The sequence below is a fragment of the Parablautia muri genome (assembly GCF_009917485.1).
GTDB lineage: Bacteria > Bacillota > Clostridia > Lachnospirales > Lachnospiraceae > Suilimivivens > Suilimivivens muri.
Map to the genome: position 1 here is coordinate 1 of NZ_QZDT01000119.1, position 3605 is coordinate 3605.

A 3605-nucleotide genomic window follows, 5' to 3' on the forward strand; every position below is an offset into this window, starting at 1 on the left:
TCGACATACAATCACCTCGTCATGTTTATACCTCCATCATAAAACATGACGATGAGTTAATCAAGTGCAAAATGGTGGTTTTATCAATAAAATTCAGGGAATTCGGCTAAGTGTGGCGAAAATTCATCGTCACGTTTTCGAGAATCCGGGGTATATAATAAGAACACTGCGTTTGTAGGACTTAGTTATGTGCAGTCAGTCAATAATGGCGAAAAAATTTCAATTGGATGTAGCCAGCTATTCGATGCGGAAGGAAATGGGATGCGATTATATCTGAGACCTTTAAAAAATCCGCAGTTTATTCAGAAAAATCCTTTTATGAAAAATGAGGATGCTTGTAGGCTGATGTTAAATTTAAAGAAATTATATGATGACTCTGTTCCAACATACGATTTAAAAAGAGTGGTGATTCATAAAACAACATTTTTTACAAAAGAAGAGATGGAGGGAATAACACGCGGTCTATCTGGAATAGACGATATTGAGTTAATACAGATACAAGAATTTACACCTTGGAGAGCAATACGGTTTAATTCATCTGATATGAAAGATACATCAAACTTCCCTATTCAACGGGGGACAGTTATTCAGTTAAATAAGGATACATTTTTGATTTGGACACATGGGGCTGTACAGAATGATGAATTAGCCGGAAGGAACATGAATTATTACAAAAATGGCAGAGGTATTCCGGCTCCACTTCTTGTGAAGCGATTTATGGGGAAATCGGATGGGGCAACTTTAGTAAATGAGATAATGATGCTAACAAAGATGAACTGGAATAGCGGAGATAGTTTTTATAAAGTTTTGCCGGTTACTTTAGATTTTGCCAAGATGCTTTCACAAGTAGCAAAGCAAGATGTAGTAATTTATGATAAGCCTTATGATTTTAGATATTTTATGTAAAACGTATTAGCAAAATGAGTATTTTGGAAGTGCGGCTATAAAAGAATTAAGCTACTCAAAGGAAAAAATAGAGGAAAAATTATGTTCACAATTGAAACCAAACAAATGGATATCATTATTAATAAGGTAAATAATAAAAGAGCAAAAGATTCGTTATATCATATGTTGATAAATTATGAGATATATAAATCAACAGTGGAAGTACTTGATGAAAATATGGAAAAATTGAATTTCTATAATTTTGCTAAAACTCAAACATGCCATATGAATGATGGAATTTTCGGGGAACAGAAATATAGAGAATATCAATTCATATACGAAATTAAGGTAATTGGAAACCTTATTGTAGTTATTACAGCGGCACATAGAATTATTACTTGTATAAAGCAGGCAAGAGCAAATGAAAAAAGTTCTGATTGGAAAAGCATAAGCGATGTAATAGAAAATTGTGATAGAATTTTTGATAATAAGCTGCGCAATTTTATGGAACACTTAGAAGAGAAAATTTACAAGCAGGAGTTAACTAATCAAAATTGTTACTTTTCACCTCAAAGAATTCTATATTGTAATGATGAAAACACGAATAAAGAATTTGATTTTAATAGTGAAAAGTTACAAATTATTGATAAGCTGATTGATGAGTTATTAAAAATGTTATCTAATAGAGAAAACGTCATACTTAGTGAGAGTGCGGAGTAAACCGAGAATGAGAAACTTGTAGTTCTTGTTGGAATATGGGGGATATTGTCATATTTTGTCAGGGTGTCTTAGTTTCCGGCAGATACAGACACGGAAAGCCGAGAAAGCCCGTAAATCCGCCACTTTCGGCACTACATAGCTTTCAAAGTTACATTATTTCCGTGTGCTTTTAAGGGTATTTTTACATTGGCGAAGGTACGAACGGTTGTTCTGTGGTTGTTTTGCCTGATAGTATATACTCGTAGGCAAAACCCTTATACAAACACGGAAACTGCCTGTACTATCACGGAAACAGGCTGGGAGTTTTCGTGATAATATAAGGGTATCCGTGATAGTGTAAAGGGTTTTCGTGTTTGTATATGAGAAAAACGGTAAAAAATGAATGGAATATTAATGATATAAGTAAAGGGCTGTTCAATGGCTCTTTTTTTTGCTTTCTACTCCCGAAAAATAGTCGTTTCGTGCAATTGGATAAAAAACAGAAAATTTTTATGGTATAATTCAGTGGATGCTTTTGCTTTAGCGGGAACGGTATTCTGTCGAAGTAATAGGAAAGAGCGGAATTCATTAATGGCTTGTGTGGATTATCGGCAAAGCACAGAAAACCTCAAATCTTATATGCAACGCCGGTGGAGCCTTGTGGGAGGAATGGCTGGCACGTTCAGGGATATGGAATAATAAAGTCAGCAGGAAAGCCTGTCACGGTTCTCCTGCTGACTTTTTTGTGCAGCATGGCGGCTGGATGTCCAGCCCGTCCAAAAAGCCCGCACCCCAATCGCACATGGCATCCAGCACGGGGATGACGCTGCGTCCAAATGGGGTGAGGGAGTACAGTGTCCTGGGCGGCTTGTCCGGGATGACCTCCCGGTGCAGCATCCCGCATTCTTCCAAATCATGTAACTGCTGCGATAGCATTTTGGGTGTCGCTTTCGGGATCATACGTTGCAGCTCCATGTAGTGGAGCGGTTTTTCTATCAGATACCAGAGGATGAGAGGCTTGTATTTCCCGCCGATCAAAAACAGCGTGGCCTCCACCGGGCAGTTGAACTGGTCTTTTGAATATTCCATTGTCTGTATCCTCTCCTTTTTATAGCTACCCTTTTGGGAAGTATCTACCCAAAAAGTGCATTCTTGCGGAATTTCTGTATCCTGCTAAAATTTAGGTCAACGGTTAATTAACACGTTCAGTATACAATAGAAAGAGAGGATTTGCCACTATGGATTTTATCGAAATTGCAAAGAAGCGTTATTCCGTCCGGAGCTATAAGGACAAAAAGGTGGAGGAGGAAAAGCTGCAAAAGATTCTGGAGGCGGCTCATGTTGCGCCGACTGCGGCCAACCTCCAGCCCGTCCGCCTGATCATCGTCCAGAGCAGTGAGGGGCTTGCGAAGATTAGGAAAGGGGCGAACCTTTACGGAGCGCCGCTGGCGGTCATCATCTGCGCTGACCACGGAAAGGCATGGGTGCGCCCGTTTGATAAAAAGCAGACCACCGACATAGACGCATCCATACTTACAGACCACATGATGCTGCAGGCAACGGAATTAGACCTTGGCTCCGTGTGGATATGCTATTTCAAGCCGGATGTAATACGCAGGGAGTTCGCACTGCCGGATAATCTGGAGCCGATCAATATCCTTGCAGTCGGATATTCAGATGAGGAAGATGCTGATCCGGAGCGCCATTCGCAGACACGCATCCCGGTGGAAGAACTGGTTTCTTACGAAACGGTATAGACAGGGCATAATGCGAGGAGAAGGGCTGTGATATTTCAGCCCTTTTCCAAACTTTTATTGCCGCTGATATTCCTGATATGTCTTTCCCCATTCACACAGCCCGCCTAAGACTGGTTTCAGGGTATTGCCTATTTCGCTTAATGAATATTCAACCCTCGGAGGGACTTCGGGGAAAACAGTTCGAAGGATGATTTGTAGTGGTCAAGCATTTTTGTAACATTTGTGGCTAAAAATATATTGGATTGTTGCCTGGAGTCTATCGGG

At 40.0% G+C, this 3605-nt stretch carries 5 protein-coding genes; 3 read left to right on the forward strand and 2 right to left on the reverse strand.

Features of this window, described 5'->3' with window-relative positions; all coding sequences use genetic code 11:
• Positions 1-189: 189 nt before the first annotated feature.
• Both D5281_RS24315 and D5281_RS24320 read left to right on the forward strand, forming a co-directional pair.
• Positions 190-906, forward strand: coding sequence for an argonaute/piwi family protein (locus tag D5281_RS24315; protein WP_160562445.1), 717 nt, complete (start codon positions 190-192; stop codon positions 904-906).
• An 81-nt stretch (positions 907-987) separates the two neighbouring features.
• The gene (locus D5281_RS24320; RefSeq protein WP_160562446.1) at positions 988-1605 is read left to right on the forward strand and encodes a hypothetical protein; all 618 of its coding nucleotides are present in this window, start codon (positions 988-990) and stop codon (positions 1603-1605) included.
• 699 nt (positions 1606-2304) lie between these two features.
• Here the strand turns inward: D5281_RS24320 and D5281_RS24325 are convergent.
• A complete protein-coding gene (locus tag D5281_RS24325) occupies positions 2305-2673 on the reverse strand; it encodes a winged helix-turn-helix transcriptional regulator (protein WP_160562447.1) in 369 nt (122 codons plus the stop codon).
• 149 nt (positions 2674-2822) lie between these two features.
• On the opposite strand from D5281_RS24325, the gene D5281_RS24330 reads away from it, so the two are divergent.
• Entirely contained in the window at positions 2823-3341 is a 519-nt protein-coding gene (locus D5281_RS24330; RefSeq protein WP_160562448.1) for a nitroreductase family protein, read from the forward strand.
• 54 nt (positions 3342-3395) lie between these two features.
• Here the strand turns inward: D5281_RS24330 and D5281_RS27100 are convergent, their stop codons facing one another.
• The gene (locus tag D5281_RS27100; protein WP_334296637.1) at positions 3396-3533 is read right to left on the reverse strand and encodes a winged helix-turn-helix transcriptional regulator; all 138 of its coding nucleotides are present in this window, start codon (positions 3531-3533) and stop codon (positions 3396-3398) included.
• Between the last annotated feature and the right edge of the window lie 72 nt (positions 3534-3605).